The organism is Streptomyces sp. NPDC050418, assembly GCF_044458745.1.
Classification (GTDB): Bacteria; Actinomycetota; Actinomycetes; order Streptomycetales; family Streptomycetaceae; genus Streptomyces.
Genome location: NZ_JBITIG010000003.1, coordinates 515,660 through 530,150 on the forward strand (window position 1 = coordinate 515,660; position 14,491 = coordinate 530,150).

The window sequence follows — 14,491 nt, forward strand, 5'->3', positions numbered from 1 at the left end:
CGTGCTTGCCCGACCATGCAGGTGAAAGCCCCCGGCCACGTGGGCCGGGGGCTTCCTCGTGCGTCGTCGAGCCGGCTCAGCCCGTGTACGGCTTGGCGTCGAGGATGCGGACCGAGGCCATCTTGCCGTTCGGCAGCTCGTACTCGGCGTCCTCGCCCTTCTTCTTGCCGTTGACACCCGCGCCGAGCGGGGACTGCGGCGAGTAGGTGTCGATGTCCGCGGAGGCGTACTCACGCGAGGCGAGCAGGAACGTCATGGTGTCGTCCTCGTCGCCGTCGAAGGCGATCGTGACGACCATGCCCGGCTCCACCACGCCGTCGTCGGCCGGCGCCTCGCCGACCTTGGCGTGCTCCAGAAGCTGGGTCAGCTGGCGCACCCGGAGCTCCTGCTTGCCCTGCTCCTCCTTGGCCGCGTGATACCCGCCGTTCTCCCGCAGGTCGCCCTCCTCGCGCGCGGCGGCGATCTTCGCGGCGATCTCGGTGCGTGCGGGACCAGACAGGTACTCCAGCTCGGCCTTGAGCTGGTTGTACGCCTCCTGGGTCAGCCAGGTGACGTTGTCGCTGGTCTGGGTCACAGGTGCTCCTCGTAGGTACTGGGAATACAAAGCATCGCCCTACCCCGAAGAATGTTCCTTCCCGGGTGGGCGAAACCACGAGCCTAACAATTCAGGCGGAAAAGGGGGAGGACGTAACGGGGAGATCTATGTCGCCGCAGGTCAGGGACGCGCGCGTCAACGCAGGTCAGCGCTGCGAGCAGCCGACCAGTTCGGCCGCGGTGGCCTTTTCCGTGGTCCGCAGCGAGAAGACCTTCGTGACCTCCGCGGCCCGCTGCTCGAACACGAAGTCCTTACGGCCCACCTCGGCACCGCTCTCCGCCAGCGCCCGCACCGTGCACACCCCGGAGGTCGCCGCGTCCTTGCGGATGTCGAGCTTGATCTCGACCTCGTCCGCGGACATCACCTTGGAGGCGACCAGCTCACCGCTGAAGGCCTGCTGCCCGGAGATGTAGTCGTAACCGAACCATCCGACGATCCCGAGCAGCACCGCACCGAGCACCGCACCGATGATCTTGAGCTTGCGGTCGGCCCGCTCGTCCGACGAAGCCCCGTAACGCGACTCGGGGAGCGTCTGCGGTGCCGCGCTCATGATCGTCCTCTCGGTGAAGGCTGCTTCGGGGCCTGGGGGAATTATCCCGCCCCGGCTTCCGTCACTATAGAGAGCCTCCCGAAGCGACCGATGACCGAGGACCCGCCTTGACTGAGCAACTGCGACTGATGGCCGTGCACGCCCACCCCGACGACGAGTCGAGCAAGGGCGCGGCCACCATGGCCAAGTACGTGTCCGAGGGGGTGGACGTCCTTGTCGTGACCTGCACGGGCGGCGAGCGCGGCTCCATCCTCAATCCGAAGCTGCAGGGCGACAAGTACATCGAGGAGAACATCCACGAGGTGCGCCGCAAGGAGATGGACGAGGCGCGCGAGATCCTCGGCGTCAAGCAGGAGTGGCTCGGCTTCGTCGACTCGGGCCTGCCCGAGGGCGACCCGCTGCCCCCGCTGCCGGAGGGCTGCTTCGCCCTGGAGGACGTGGACAAGGCGGCCGGTGAGCTGGTCCGCAAGATCCGTGCGTTCCGCCCGCAGGTGATCACCACGTACGACGAGAACGGCGGCTATCCGCACCCCGACCACATCATGACCCACAAGATCACGATGGTGGCGTTCGACGGTGCGGCGGACGCGGAGAAGTACCCGGAGTCCGAGTACGGCCCGGCCTTCCAGCCGCAGAAGGTCTACTACAACCAGGGCTTCAACAAGCCGCGCACGATCGCGCTGCACGAGGCGCTGCTCGCGCGCGGCATGGAGTCGCCGTACGCGGACTGGCTGAAGCGCTGGGACGAGTTCGAGCGCGCCGAGCGCACCCTCACGACGCACGTCCCGTGCGCCGACTTCTACGAGATCCGCGACAAGGCCCTGATCGCGCACGCCACACAGATCGACCCCGACGGCGGCTGGTTCCGCGTGCCGATGGAGATCCAGAAGGAGGTCTGGCCGACGGAGGAGTACGAGCTGGCGAAGTCGCTCGTCGACGTTTCCCTCCCCGAGTCCGACCTCTTCGCGGGCGTACGCGACAATGCCTGACATGAGCGCGAATCTGGCACAAGCGGTCCTGCTCGCGAAGGAGCTCGACGAGGACAAGGTGACCCCGGGCGTTCTGGGCTTCCTCGTCTTCGCGGCCCTCGCGGTGGGGGTGTGGTTCCTGATGAAGTCGATGAACCGGCACATGGGCCGGGTCGACTTCAAGGAAGCCCCCGAGACGGAGGCGGCCGCGACGCCGCAGGGCGGCGAAGCGCCGAAGGCCTAGCTTTCCGCGGGTACGGCGAAGCCCCCGGCAGGTGACCGGGGGCTTCGCCGTACGCGTGCGCTCGGGACGGGGGTCAGGCCGAGGCGTGAGAGCTGCGCGGTCACGTCCGGGCCCTGGCCGACCAGAACCTCACACCCCGGCCGGACTCGGCGGATTCACCCCCATCACCTCCCGCGCATGCCGCCCCGGCACCATCCCGAGCCGCCACGCCTGCCAGCCCGCCTCCAGGTCGATCTCGCGTTCCAGCATGAGGGCGTACGCGGCCAGGTACTCGCCGAGTTTTCCGTCCCGGGTCGGGTGGTCGGCCGTGGTGAGCTGGAGGAGTTCCTCGTGGGCGACGGCCGCGCCGATCTCCCAGCCGCCCGGGGAGGCGTAGGGGAGGAGGGTGCAGCGCAGGAAGCGGGCCCAGTCCTCGCCGCGGCGGTCGCCGTAGGAGGCGAAGAGCGCGGCGGCCGTGTCGCACAGGTCGAGTGCCTGGGCGGAGCGGCTGTTGCCCGCGTCCACGATGGCGAGCTCCAGACAGGTCCAGGCTTCGCCGTGGGCCACGCCGATCCGGTGGAAGTCGGCGCGGGCGTCGGCGAGGAGCTGGCGGGCGAAGCCGGAGTTGCGCAGGGAGCCGGTGCGGGCGGCGCCCTGGTCGCGGGTCACGCGGCCCGAGTGGTGCCGTGCGCAGGCGAGTCCGTAGACGTCCCGCATCCGCGAGAACATCGTGCGGGCCCGCTCCAGTTCCCGTACCGACTGGTCGAGGTCGCCGCGCTCCTCGAGGGCCTGGCCGAGGTAGTACAGGGTCCAGGCCTGCCCGCGGGCGTCCTCGTTGTCGCGGTGGCGGGAGAGGGCCTGGCGCAGTCCGTCGACGGCGGGGGAGATGTCGCCGTCCACGAGTCGTGCGCGGGCGATCTGGGTGAGGGCCCAGGCCTCGCCGCGCGGGTCGCGGGTGCGTCCGTACAGGTCGAGGGCGGTCGCCAGTTCGCTCTCGGCGCGCGGGACGTCGCCCATGCGCAGGCAGACCTGCCCGAGCTGGAAGTGGGCCCACGCCTGCCCGTGCACGGATTCGCCGGCTTCGTGGAGGACGAGGGCCTGGTCGAGGAGGCGTACGGCTTCGGCGATCTGGGCGCGGTCGCGTTCCACGGCGGCGAGGGCGTGCAGGGTCCAGGCGCGGTCCGCGTCGAGGGAGGGGGAGGCCTGCAGGTCGAGTGCTTCGCGGAGTTTCGCGGCGGCCTCCGCGAGCTGGCCCTGGTGGTGCAGCGTGATGCCGAGCGAGCACAGGGCGCGGGCGGCGCCTGCCTCGTGGTGGGCCTCGAAGTAGAGGTCGACGACGGAGGCGAGGGTGGTGCGTGCTTTGTCGAGTTCGCCGAGCTGGCGGGCCGCGATGCCCGTACGCCACTGGACGGAGCGGCCGAGGAGTCCCTGGTCGACGGCGGCCGTCAGTTCGCTGATCTCGCCGAGGCGGTAGAGGTCGCCGCGCAGCAGGCAGTAGTCGCACAGGGCGCCCAGGAGGTTGAGCACGGCCTGCTGGTCGACGCCCTCGGCGTGCCGCAGCGCGGCGGTGATGAAGGAGGACTCGTCGTCGAGCCAGCGCAGCGCCGCGTCCAGGGAGGTGAAGCCGTGCGGCCCGAACTGTCCGGCGCGCGTGGACGTCTTGCCGTCGACGAGGCGGATCACGGAGTCCGCGAGCTCGGCGTAGTTGGCGATGAGCCGTTCCTGTGCGGCGGTGCGCTCGGCGGGTTCCTCCTCGTCCATGAGGCGGGCCTGGGCGAAGGCCCGTACGAGGTCGTGCAGCCGGTAGCGGCTGCCGCGCACGTGGTCGATCAGGCCGGCGCGGGCGAGCGCGGTGAGGTGGCGTGCGGCCTCCGCCTCGTCGGTGGCGATCAGCGCGGCCGCGGCGGCCGCCCCGAGGGAGGCGCGTCCGGCGAGCGCGAGCCGCCGCAGGAGCCGGCGGCCGGTGTCGCTCTGGTCGGTGTAGCGCAGCCACAGGACGCGCTCGACGGCGTCGACGGGCCCGTACGCCTCCAGGTCGGCTGCGAGTTGGAGCGGGGTGCGCGGTCCGAGGGCGGATCCGGCGATACGGAGGGACAGCGGGAGTCCGCCGCACAGTGCGCGGATCGTGTCGGAGGCCTGGGCGTCGTACGGTCCGTCGGCGTCTTCCGCGGCGGACTTGAGGAGTTCTTCGGCTCCGGCCGCGTCCAGCGCTTCGACCGGCAGCTGGTGCACCCAGGCCGGGGTCTCGGCGCCCAGGTCGAGCGGCTTGCGGGCGGTGACGAGGACGAGGGATTCGGAGCGCTCGGGGATCAGGGTGCGCACCTGGGCGGCGTCGCTGGCGTCGTCGAGGACGACGGTGACGGGCAGCCCGGTCAGATGCTGGTGGTAGAGCTCGCTGAGGCGGCGCAACTGCTGTTCGGGCGAGGACCGTTCGCGGAACAGCAGCTGTTCGCGCGGGGCGCCGAGCCGGTTGAGGAGATGCAGCAGCGCGTCCCGTGTGGTGCGGGGCGCCTCGGTCGTGCTGTCGCCGCGCAGGTCGACGACGCACGCGCCGCGGAACTGGTCCCGCAGGTCGTGGGCCGCGTGCACGGCCAGCGTGGAGCGGCCCGAACCGGGCGGCCCGTGCAGGACCACGACCGTCGGTTTCGTCTCGGTCGAGGCGCGGGCCGCGTGCACCCACTGGGCGATCCGGGCCACTTCCTGGCGGCGGCCCGCGAACGGCCCGTCGGGCTCGGGGAGTTGCGCGAACGAGCTCTCCAGGACGGATCGCCGTCGCGCCGCCTGGCTCTTGTCGCGCGGCAGCAGCGGTGACGCGGTGGTCTTCTTCGCCTTGGCGCCGGAGCGCCCGGCCACGACCCGCTGCTGGTCGATGTAGGGCCGGATGCCCCGTACTTCCAGGGCCGTCAGCCACTGCAGCCGCAGCTGCTCGGGGCCGCCGGGCTGGTTGCGGGCGCCGGCCGCCTGGTGGGCGGCCGGCCAGTGCGCGGCCGTCACCTTGCCGACGGTCGCCGCGGCGCCGGCGACCGCGACGATGGCGCCCGCACCGAGCGCGGTGTCCGCACCGGTGCCGAACGCGAGGTCGGCGACCGCGGCGGCGAAGGCGGCCACCACGGTCACGAACAGCGGTGTGGCGCCTTCCTTGCCGAAGCGGTCGCCGAAGGACTGCGCCCCGGCCTCATGGACGTCGAGCGCCTGGACGTACGCCGTGTACTCCTCCGCCGCGCTCGCGGCCATCGCGTCGAGCGCGCCGCGCGCCCGGTTCAGCAGTACGTTCCCGTCGGTCCGCCCGCCGGAGCGGCGCACCTCCTCCTCGACCGCGCGCGCCAGCAGCCGCTCGGCCTCGGCCCGATGGCCGTCCCGCATATCGCGCCCCCTCGCCTACCTGTTCTGCTCTCGCCGTACCCAAGTGTCCTGCGGATGAAGCGGGTTCGCGAGGGGCGCAGGTGAGGGGGCGCGCCGCATCAGGCCGGGTCTACCAGTGGATGACGACCTTGTCGCCGGTCTTCACCTGGGTGTCGAACAGCCACTGGATGCCCGCGCGGTCACGGACGTTGACGCAGCCGTACGAGCCGCCGGTGTAGCCGTTCTGCGCGAAGTTCTCCGAGTAGTGGACGGCCTGGCCGCCGTCGAAGAACATCGCGAACGGCATCGGGGAGTCGTAGATCGTCGAGACGTGGTCGCGGCTCTTCCAGTACACGGAGAAGACACCCTCGCGGGTCTCGTAGCCCTTCGCGCCGAAGCGCACGTCGAGCAGCTTGTAGACCTTGCCGTCGATCATCCAGGCCATCTTGTTGGAGGTCTTGGAGATGCACAGCACGCGTCCGGTCTTGCACCGGTCGTCGAGGTCCGCCTTCGAACCGTCCACCTCGGGCAGGTCCACCGGCGGCTTCAGCTCGTCCGGGGTGGGCGTGCGGGTCTGCGAGGTCAGCTTCTCCCAGGTGTCCTCGTACACCGTGCCCGTGGCCTCGATGCCCACGGACTGCTGGTACGCCTTCACCGCCGCCTGCGTGGCGTCGCCGTAGTAGCCGGTCGGCTTCTCCTTGAAGTGACCGGTCTGCTTGAGGCGCGCCTGCAGTTCGCGCACCTTGTCGTTGTTGTCGCCGTGTCCGAGGACCTGCTTCTTCGGGTGCAGTTCGTCCTGCGTCGGCGTCTTCGTGAGCGACGTCAGCTTCTCCCACGTCGACTCGTAGACGATCCCGGTGAGCTTCAGCTTCTGTGCGCTCTGGAACTCGGTGACGGCGCCCTCGGTCGCGGGCCCGTAGTTCCCGTTCGGCACGGCCTTCAGATGCTTCGCCTGGACGAGGCGGGCCTGGAGTTCCCGTACCTTCTCGGAGTTGTCGCCGGGCTTGAGGACGACCTTCTCCGTCTTCTTCGGGTCCTTCGACTCCTTCGCGGAGGGCGAGGCGCTCGGTTCCGCGGTGGCCGACGGCGCCGCGGTGTTCCCGGCGGGCGAGGTCTTGTCACCGCCGTCCGAGCTGCAGCCGCTCACGGTGAGAACGGCCGCGGCGACGGTCGCGGCGAGGATCGTGCGTATGCGCCTGCTGTGCACTCAGGGGCTCCCGGGCAATGGCGTCGATGGAGTCGACGGATATGACGGAGGGGATGAAGTCGCCCGAGGTACGGGACCGACTTCGAGTGACTTGACCGGCTGAGGCGGGTGAAGGTTGCACTGATCCCGATTACGTCCTGATCACGACTTGCGGAACCGCAGGTTGACGAGCGCGGCGCGGGCCATCACCGGCGGGTTCAGGAATCGCACCGGACTGATCAGCCGGGACGCGAAGAGGTGCATGTGCCGCGCGAGGGCCGCGTCCCGCGACGCCGCCGAGAAGACGAGCCGCTCCAGCGGGTTGAACGGACGCGCCTTCGCGAAGTCGACACCGAGCGCCTGGTGCGGGCGCAGCCGCCGGGTGTGCTTGCGGCCGTACGCGGTCAGCGCCTTGTCGAGTCCGCCGCGCCCGGCCACGGCCGGCGCCACCTCCTCGGCCAGCCACCGCGCGGACTGCAGCGCCCAGCCGCAGCCCACGCCCCACAGCGGGTCGGCGGTCAGCGCCGCGTCGCCGATGAACGCGGCGCCGCGCGCGACCGGCTTGCGCAGATGCAGCGGGTAGTCGACCAGACCGATGATCTTCGAGATCCGCTCGGCGGTCCCGAAGTCCGGTGCCCCGGGCAGCGCTTGGACGTACGCCATGAAGGCGCCCTCCAGATCGGCGCGGAACTCCGGCAGCAGCTTCTTGTCCGGCAGCACCGCCACGACCGTCACGTCGTCGTCGTTCGGGAACGCGTACGCCATGTCGGGCTCGCGGAACCACGTGTGCGCGATGCCGTCGGGCAGCGGCAGTCCGCGGAAGTGCGCGAGATACCCGAACCGCCGGTTCTCGTACTCCTTCGCCGGCACCTTCGCGTACTTCGCGACCGCCGAGTCCTTCCCGTCGGCGCCGACCACGAGCCGCGCCCGCAGCTCCCGCTCGCCGCCGTCCGCCTTCACGCGTACGCCGACGACCCGCCCGCGCTCCTCGACCACCCCGGTCACCTGGTGCCCGAGCAGCAGCTCGACGCCCTCGGTCCGCTCCGCGTGCGCGCGGATCAGCGGGTCGAGGGTGCTGCGCCGCACGTTGTAGCCGTACGGCAGCTCGGGCCCGCCCGGCGCGGCCTTCGGCTCGATCCAGCCCCAACGGGTGTGCCAGCGCGAGCGGTTGGGCACGGCGCCGAGCTTCTCCAGGTCGGGCAGAAGGCCGAGTTCGTCGAGGACCGGGTGGGCGTTGGCCGTGAGCGAGTGCGTGCACAGGACCTTGTACGCCTCGGGGTCCGAGCGGCGCTCGAGGAGCGCGACGCGGACCCCGCGCCGGGCGAGCAGGATCGCCGCGGCGCAGCCCGCGAGACTGGCTCCGCTGACGATGACGTCGTACGTGCGCTCGGGCATGGTCATGTGCGGAGGACCCCCAGTGAGTGTGGCGCTACCGGGGAGTAACTCCGTCAGCAATCACCCTGGTTGTCAACCCTCGGGCCCGCGTCCGTGCTCACCCCTGTGGCTGCAGCGAGTCCAGCCACGCGAGAAGCCGCGCACCCTCGCGTGCCGTGATCTCCGGATCGCGCAGGGCGTTCGTCAGCAGCGACATGCCCTGGTACGAGGAGACGAGGCTGAGCGCGAGGCCCTCCGGGTCCTCCATCCCCAGAGCGCCGAACTGCCGGGCCACCCACTCCAGAAGCCGCCCGATCACGGCGCCTGCCTCCGCGTCCAGCGTCCCGTCGGCGCGCTTGTCGAGCTCGACGGCGAGGGTTCCGGTGGGGCAGCCGAAGCGCGCCGCGACCTCACGCTGGTCGATCCACGCCTCGATGAGCGTACGGAGCCGGGCGCGCGGGTCCGCCAGCTCCTCCAGGCGTGCGGTGATGGTGTCCAGATGCGCGCTGTGCTCGGAGAGCGCCGCCCTGACCAGGTCGTCCTTGGTCTTGAAGTAGTAGTAGACGTTCCCGACCGGTACATCGGCCGCCCGCGCGATATCGGCGAGCGTGGTCCGCTCGACACCCTTCTCGTGCAGGATCCGGGCCGCCTCGGTGGTGAGCCGCCGCCGCTTGTCGGCGGCGGCGCGGACGCGGGGCTTCGCTGAGCCGGGCTTATTTGAGTCAGTCACCCAACTAACTATAGACAACCGCCCGTGGTGCCGTGCTACGGTCATCCCACTTAGTCAGTCAACTAACTAACTGACTCACTCACTTCCTACCTCAGGAGATCGCATGATCGTCGTGACGGGTGCCACCGGAAACATCGGCCGGACGCTGCTCCCCCTGCTCTCCGAGCACGGCAAGGACGTCGTCGCCGTCTCGCGCTCCGCACAGACCTCCCCGCTCCCCGCAGGCGTCCGGCACACCCAGGCGGACCCCGGCATCAGCGCGAGCATGCGCCTCGTGCTCGACGGTGCCGACGCGCTCTTCCTGCTCCTCGGCGGTGAGCTGAACGGCGCGGGCGAGCACCCCGAAGCGCTGATCGGCACCGCCCTCGACGCCGGCGTCAAGCGCTTCGTGATGGTCTCGTCCCAGATCAACACCACGCGCCCCGACGCCTTTTCACACACACGCCTGCGCGACTTCGAGACGGCGATCCGCGCCTCCGGCGCCGGCTTCACGATCCTGCGCCCGGGCGGCTTCGCCTCCAACGCGTTCGCCTGGTCCGAGTCCGTCCGCACCCAGCGCACGGTCTACGCCCCGTTCGGCGACGTGGCCCTGCCCGTCGTCGACCCGGCCGACATCGCCGCGGTCGCCGCGGCCGCGCTCTGCGAGGACGGGCACGAGGGTCAGACGTACGAACTCACCGGCCCCGAGGCCATCAGCCCGCGCCGCCAGGCCGAGATGATCGGCCAGGTCCTCGGAGAGCCGATCACGTTCACCGAACTCTCCCGCGCCCAGGCACACGCCCACATGGCCCAGTTCATGCCGGAGGAGGTCATCGACGGCACCCTCGACGTCCTCGGCGTCCCGCTGCCCGCCGAGCAGCAGATCAGCCCCGACGTGCAGCGCGTCCTGCACCGCCCGGCAACTCCGTTCACGGACTGGGTCGCCCGCAACCTGCCGGCGTTCCGCTGACAGCCCACCGGGCGCACGGAAGGCCGTGCGCCCGGGCCGCGCCCGCGCCACTTCCTGCGCCCGGCCGGTTTGTCAGTGCGGTACGGCAGGCTCGTGCCCATGCCGATCACGCACCCGAAACTCACCACCCACGCGTTCCTCGAGCCCCTGTACGGCGACGCGTATTACCCCAACCACGTCCTCGACAAAGGCGCCGCCATCCTGACCCGCCTGTGCCGGCGCATCGAGGCCGAACACCCCACGGACCTCACAGCGCTCTACGCGCTGACTCACGCGGCGACCGAGGAATTCAACGATCTGGAGGCGGAGTTCGACGAGGCAGGCAGCGAGCTGGAGACGGTGGCCCGGGAGCAGATAGGTGAGGAGTTCTGGCTCGTCGCCACCACCTACGGCTTCGCGGACGCGGACGTGGAGCGGCTTATCGCGCCGCGGAACTGGTAGGGCGGCATCGCCCGATCGCCTGGGGGCTTGGCTCTCGGGCGACGCGAAGAGGATCAGGTTTCGCGCCGTGCGCCACCAGTACCCGGATGCCGAGGAACTCTGAACTTGGGTGCATTCCGCAGCGTCACGGTCAGAGTGTTCGTGGGAGTTCAGGTCGGTCATGTGGCGGGTGGACGCCACCAACCCGCTGTCGAAACGATCAATCGTCTGCGTGAACCCGACGTTGTTTGGACAGAGGACGACGGGATGGTTCCCCACTTCGGAAAAGGTGACGCCGCAGGTCCACCTGCTTCCTAACCTCACTGGCATGTCAGGGGGACGCAAGCGCGAAGATCACGCAACACTTGTCGAACTGGGATTCACTCCGGAGGAACTGGCCGAGCTGGGGCTCGACCGGCCGGCGACGGCGGAACCGGCTCGCGCCATGGATGCATACGTCCGCCGCAGCAACCGCCAGGAGGATGTGGCGACGTTGAGGGGGCACGTCCGGGACTTGGTGCAGTGGGCACAGTCCAACGGATTGCAGGTCCGGCATGTCTGGTTCGAGCAGATCTCGGCCTCCAAAGTGCACGTACGGAGGCGGCAGTTCGAGAACGCCACGCAGGCGATCATGGATGGTCGGGCGAAGACGCTCGGAGTCTGGAAGGCCGACCGCTTCGATCGCCGAGGCATGGGGGCCGTCGGCCGGATGCTGGACGAGTTCGACCGCAGGCAGTCCCGCCTGGTGTCGGTTTCCGAAGGGCTGGACTCTTCGAAAGGCGGCCGCGTGGTCTTCGCCATCCTGAGTGAGAGGGCGCGTGATGAAGCGAAGGACATCGCGGCACGTGTGAAGGCCGGTCACGACGCGCACAAAGCGGAAGGACGAAGAGGAACCGGAAAGCCGCCGTTCGGCCTCTACAGCGCTCAGGGCAGTGGAAAAGTCGAGCCCCATCACGATGAGTACGAGACGGCACGGCGGCTGGCCGATCTCCTGCTTGCCGGACGTACGACGAAGGACACAGCCCACCGACTCAACGAGGAAGGGCGCCGCACGCGAAGTGGCGCGACTTGGTCACCGACGGCCGTGAGCAAACTGGCGCAGTCGCCGTTGTTCGCAGGCATGGTTCCCGTCAGGCGCCGCAGGGCCGATGCACAAGGCAATCCTCTGGACAGTTGGGCAGGGCACGGAGAGCCGCTGAGGGACGCGCGTGGCGAGATCGTCATGTGCGGCACGGGCGTGGTGTCTCCGGCCGAGTGGCTCGAGATCAAGGCACTCATCGTCGAGCGGACCGATCATCGATGGCGCAGAGGAAAGCCGATGGCCAAGTACCTCGGCACGGGAATGCTTCGGTGCGGGCGTCTGCGGGACAAGACGGGAAGCGGCGAACTGGAACGCTGTGGTGGCTCGATGGGCCACCGCGGGGGGCGATACCGCTGTCAAGTGCGCCAAACGCGCGGCGAGTCGATCTGCCGAGGGGTTGTGACACTTGCCGAGCGCGTCGACAAAGCGCTCGGACAAGCGTGGTTGGAGCAGGTCACCACACTTGATCCGAATGCTCCCGTGCTACAGGAGATTGCGCGCCGATGGCTCGCCTTTGCCGAGCCGGACACCCAGGTTCGGCGTGTGGAGGCGCTCGCGGCACTCGAGGGCGCGCTGCAGCGATCGAGGAAACTCGAAGACGACTTCTACCTCTACGGGAAGATGGACGAAGCACGGTTCGAGGAACTGAGCGACTCCCTGCACGCTGTCATCGAAGGCGCGTCCGCGACGCTGGAGACGCTCAATTCGGAAGTCGCGCTGATCGCGCGAACGCGAGGCGGGGGACTGCGGCAGGCGTGGGACGAAGCCGGTACGCGCGACCGCCGCATGCTGCTGAAGTGCACGATCGGGGACGGGGGCATCACGGTCCTGCCGGCCACAGGGCAAGGAGACAAGACTCCGATCCTTGAGCGGCTCCGGTTCGACTGGTTGCGAGACTGACCCCGCTTCGTCAAGTGTCATGGGGTCTTCCGTGGTGTGCCGACCCGCGGCTCGACTCGGCCCGCCGTGGCGCGCGGGCACCGCTTCGGCGGGTGCGCGAGGATGGACGCATGGCCAACCGACTCGCGCATGCCACCTCTCCTTACCTTCTGCAGCACGCGGACAACCCCGTCGACTGGTGGCCGTGGGAGCCTGCCGCCTTCGAGGAGGCGCGGCAGCGTGGTGTTCCGGTCTTCCTCAGCGTGGGCTACAGCGCGTGCCACTGGTGCCACGTCCTCGCCCACGAGTCCTTCGAGGACGAGGCCACCGCCGCGTACATGAACGAGCACTTCGTGAACGTGAAGGTGGACCGTGAGGAGCGGCCCGATGTCGACGCCGTCTATATGGAGGCGGTGCAGGCCGCCACGGGGCAGGGGGGCTGGCCCATGTCCGTCTTCATGACGCCGGACGGGGAACCGTTCTACTTCGGTGCGTACTTCCCTCCGGAACCCCGCCATGGGATGCCGTCCTTCCGGCAGGTACTCGAAGGTGTTCACAGTGCGTGGACGGATCGACGCGACGAGGTGGGTGAAGTCGCCGCGAAGATCACCAAGGACCTCGCCGGGCGGGAGCTGAGCATTGATTCCGCAGGCTTGCCCACCGACGAGACTCAGGCCAGGGCGCTTCTCCAGCTGACCCGGGACATCGACCCCGCGAGCGGCTGGTTCAACGGCGACACCAAGTTCCCGCCGTCCATGGTGGTCGAGTTCCTCCTCCGTCACCATGCGCGGGCCGGCTCCGTCGCCGCGTTGGAGATGGCGGAGGGACTGTGTGGCGCGATGGCCCGATCGAGTTTGTACGACCAGGTGGGAGGTGGGTTCCACCGGTACGTGCTCACCCCCCGCCCAGGTGGTCCTTTGATCCCGCACTTCGAGAAGATGCTCTACGACAACGCGCTCCTGTGCCGCGCCTACGCCCACCTGTGGCGCACCACCGGCAGCGAGCTCGCCAAGCGCGTAGCCCTGGAGACCGCCGACTTCATGGTGCGGGAACTGCGCACCAACGAGGGCGGGTTCGCCTCCGCGCTCGATGCGGACTCCGAGGATCCGGTGTCCGGGAAGCATGTCGAGGGCGCGTACTACGTGTGGACGCCCGGGCAGTTGCGGGAGGTGCTCGGGGAGGCGGACGGGGATCTGGCCGCCGTGCACTTCGGGGTGACGGAGGAGGGGACCTTCGAGGAAGGGGCCTCGGTTCTTCAACTCCCGCAGGGGGATGGGCTCTTCGACTCGGAGAGGATCGAGTCGATCCGGGAGCGGCTCCTGGCGGCGCGCGGCGAGCGGCCCGCGCCGGGGCGGGACGACAAGGTGGTGGCGGCCTGGAACGGTCTGGCCGTCGCGGCGCTCGCCGAGACCGGGGCGTACTTCGAGCGGCCGGATCTCGTGGAGGCGGCGATCGCGGCCGGCGATCTGCTCGTACGGCTGCACATGGGGCCCGACGCCCGGCTCGCGCGGACGTCGAAGGACGGGCGGCGGGGTGACAACGCCGGTGTGCTGGAGGACTACGCCGATGTCGCCGAGGGGTTCCTGGCGCTGGCGGGTGTGACGGGGGAGGGGGTCTGGCTGGAGTTCGCCGGGTTCCTGCTCGACCTGGTGCTCGACCAGTTCACGGCCGAGGACGGTTCGCTGTACGACACCGCGCACGACGCGGAGCAGTTGATCCGGCGGCCGCAGGATCCGACCGACAACGCGACGCCGAGCGGCTGGTCGGCGGCGGCCGGTGCGCTGCTCACGTATGCCGCGCACACCGGCGCCGCGCCGCACCGGGCCGCCGCCGAGCGGGCGTTGGGTGTGGTGCAGGCGCTGGGTCCGCGGGCGCCGCGGTTCATCGGGCATGGGCTCGCTGTCGCGGAGGCGCTGCTCGACGGGCCGCGGGAGGTCGCGGTGGTGGGCGATCCGGCGGATCCGGCGACGCGTGAACTGGTGCGGGCGGCGCTGCTGTCGACGGCGCCGGGCGCGGTGCTGGCGTTCGGTCAGGGGCAGGAGTTGCCGCTCCTCGTGGACCGTCCGCTCGTGGGGGGCCGGCCCGCCGCGTATGTGTGCCGAAACTTCACCTGTGACGCCCCGGTCACGACTGTTCAGGAACTGACCGAAAAGCTCGTACAACCGTAGGCACGTGAGACGTGTCGAACATCTTG

Annotated in this window: 12 protein-coding genes; 6 read left to right on the top strand and 6 right to left on the bottom strand. The window is 69.9% G+C overall.

The window, feature by feature from the left end; all coding sequences use genetic code 11:
- Positions 1-76: 76 nt before the first annotated feature.
- Together greA and ACIBI4_RS09820 are read right to left on the bottom strand one after the other, a co-directional pair.
- Complete coding sequence (gene greA / locus ACIBI4_RS09815; RefSeq protein ID WP_399203132.1) at positions 77-574, bottom strand: transcription elongation factor GreA; 498 nt, start codon at positions 572-574, stop codon at positions 77-79.
- A gap of 166 nt (positions 575-740) precedes the next feature.
- Positions 741-1,145 (bottom strand): DUF4307 domain-containing protein, encoded by a 405-nt coding sequence (locus tag ACIBI4_RS09820; RefSeq protein WP_399203133.1) that lies wholly within the window; start codon positions 1,143-1,145, stop codon positions 741-743.
- Between the two features lie 107 nt (positions 1,146-1,252).
- Between ACIBI4_RS09820 and mca the strand changes: the two genes are divergently transcribed.
- Together mca and ACIBI4_RS09830 are read left to right on the top strand one after the other, a co-directional pair.
- Positions 1,253-2,134: a mycothiol conjugate amidase Mca gene (gene mca / locus ACIBI4_RS09825; RefSeq protein ID WP_399203134.1), complete on the top strand. Its 882-nt coding sequence runs from the start codon at positions 1,253-1,255 to the stop codon at positions 2,132-2,134.
- Positions 2,127-2,357 carry a hypothetical protein gene (locus ACIBI4_RS09830; RefSeq protein ID WP_399203135.1) on the top strand — a complete coding sequence of 77 codons (231 nt, stop codon included), beginning with the start codon at positions 2,127-2,129 and terminating at the stop codon, positions 2,355-2,357. Before mca ends, ACIBI4_RS09830 begins: the two co-directional genes overlap by 8 nt.
- Before the next feature lie 129 nt (positions 2,358-2,486).
- On the opposite strand, the gene ACIBI4_RS09835 is transcribed toward ACIBI4_RS09830, so the two are convergent.
- From ACIBI4_RS09835 to ACIBI4_RS09850, 4 genes are all read right to left on the bottom strand, one after another.
- Entirely contained in the window at positions 2,487-5,699 is a 3,213-nt protein-coding gene (locus ACIBI4_RS09835; protein ID WP_399203136.1) for a tetratricopeptide repeat protein, read from the bottom strand.
- Positions 5,700-5,808: 109 nt separating this feature from the next.
- Positions 5,809-6,885: a peptidoglycan-binding protein gene (locus ACIBI4_RS09840; RefSeq protein ID WP_399203137.1), complete on the bottom strand. Its 1,077-nt coding sequence runs from the start codon at positions 6,883-6,885 to the stop codon at positions 5,809-5,811.
- Between the two features lie 141 nt (positions 6,886-7,026).
- Entirely contained in the window at positions 7,027-8,265 is a 1,239-nt protein-coding gene (locus tag ACIBI4_RS09845) for an NAD(P)/FAD-dependent oxidoreductase (RefSeq protein WP_399203138.1), read from the bottom strand.
- A gap of 91 nt (positions 8,266-8,356) precedes the next feature.
- Positions 8,357-8,968 (bottom strand): TetR/AcrR family transcriptional regulator, encoded by a 612-nt coding sequence (locus ACIBI4_RS09850; protein WP_399203139.1) that lies wholly within the window; start codon positions 8,966-8,968, stop codon positions 8,357-8,359.
- Between the two features lie 103 nt (positions 8,969-9,071).
- On the opposite strand from ACIBI4_RS09850, the gene ACIBI4_RS09855 reads away from it, so the two are divergent.
- The 4 genes from ACIBI4_RS09855 to ACIBI4_RS09870 all read left to right on the top strand — a co-directional run bounded on the left by ACIBI4_RS09855 (position 9,072) and on the right by ACIBI4_RS09870 (position 14,465).
- On the top strand, positions 9,072-9,917 hold the full coding sequence (locus ACIBI4_RS09855; protein ID WP_399203140.1) for an NAD(P)H-binding protein: 846 nt from the start codon (positions 9,072-9,074) through the stop codon (positions 9,915-9,917).
- A 99-nt stretch (positions 9,918-10,016) separates the two neighbouring features.
- A complete protein-coding gene (locus ACIBI4_RS09860) occupies positions 10,017-10,358 on the top strand; it encodes a DUF5713 family protein (protein WP_399203141.1) in 342 nt (113 codons plus the stop codon).
- Positions 10,359-10,527: 169 nt separating this feature from the next.
- Positions 10,528-12,318, top strand: a complete 1,791-nt coding sequence (locus ACIBI4_RS09865; RefSeq protein WP_399203142.1) for a recombinase family protein — start codon at positions 10,528-10,530, stop codon at positions 12,316-12,318.
- 110 nt (positions 12,319-12,428) lie between these two features.
- Positions 12,429-14,465, top strand: a complete 2,037-nt coding sequence (locus tag ACIBI4_RS09870) for a thioredoxin domain-containing protein (RefSeq protein ID WP_399203143.1) — start codon at positions 12,429-12,431, stop codon at positions 14,463-14,465.
- Positions 14,466-14,491: the final 26 nt, after the last annotated feature.

Bases quoted from the DNA above. Each gene is read 5' to 3' on its own strand.
- ACIBI4_RS09820 (WP_399203133.1), bottom strand. From the start codon at position 1,145: ATGAGCGCGGCACCGCAGACGCTCCCCGAGTCGCGTTACGGGGCTTCG.
- ACIBI4_RS09830 (WP_399203135.1), top strand. From the start codon at position 2,127: ATGCCTGACATGAGCGCGAATCTGGCACAAGCGGTCCTGCTCGCGAAG.
- ACIBI4_RS09835 (WP_399203136.1), bottom strand. From the start codon at position 5,699: ATGCGGGACGGCCATCGGGCCGAGGCCGAGCGGCTGCTGGCGCGCGCG.
- ACIBI4_RS09845 (WP_399203138.1), bottom strand. From the start codon at position 8,265: ATGACCATGCCCGAGCGCACGTACGACGTCATCGTCAGCGGAGCCAGT.
- ACIBI4_RS09855 (WP_399203140.1), top strand. From the start codon at position 9,072: ATGATCGTCGTGACGGGTGCCACCGGAAACATCGGCCGGACGCTGCTC.
- ACIBI4_RS09860 (WP_399203141.1), top strand. From the start codon at position 10,017: ATGCCGATCACGCACCCGAAACTCACCACCCACGCGTTCCTCGAGCCC.
- ACIBI4_RS09870 (WP_399203143.1), top strand. From the start codon at position 12,429: ATGGCCAACCGACTCGCGCATGCCACCTCTCCTTACCTTCTGCAGCAC.